The following is a 525-nucleotide window of genomic DNA, read 5'->3' as shown; positions in this document are numbered from 1 at the left end:
GTACTCATGCGCTTCTAGATCCTGTTCTACCTGCATGGATGGTGACTCTGCTTGCCGATGGTGTCGGTGGCGGTATCCAAACCGTAGCAACCTTTATCCCTGTTATTGCCGGTCTTTACCTATTCCTTACCTTGCTGGAAGGGTCAGGTTACATGTCTCGTGCGGCATTCGTACTGGATAAAGTCATGCAGAAAGTGGGCCTACCGGGCAAAGCCTTTGTTCCATTGGTATTAGGCTTTGGTTGTAACGTACCTGCGATTATGGCAAGCCGTACACTTGACCAAGAGCGTGAGCGCCGTTTAGCGGCATCTATGGCTCCGTTTATGTCTTGTGGTGCTCGCCTACCGGTATACGCGTTGTTTGCAGCGGCCTTCTTCCCAAGTGCTGGTCAAAACGTGGTATTTGCGCTGTATGTGATTGGTATCCTAGCCGCGGTGTTCACAGGGTTTATTCTGAAGAACACTATCTACCCGGGTAGCAACGATAGCTTCGTGATGGAAATGACGGATTACGAAATTCCTCGTC

The 525-nt window shown here is 50.3% G+C and carries 1 protein-coding gene; it reads left to right on the top strand.

Annotated elements, in window-relative coordinates; genetic code table 11:
* Positions 1-525, top strand: a 525-nt coding sequence (locus tag AB4585_RS22890) for a nucleoside recognition domain-containing protein (RefSeq protein ID WP_372171103.1), incomplete at both ends; no start/stop codon positions are given.

The organism is Vibrio sp. 10N.222.49.C9, assembly GCF_041474985.1.
Classification (GTDB): Bacteria; Pseudomonadota; Gammaproteobacteria; order Enterobacterales; family Vibrionaceae; genus Vibrio; species Vibrio crassostreae_C.
Note: the sequence above shows the minus strand (reverse complement) of the source record. Positions and strands in the feature narration are given on the sequence as shown.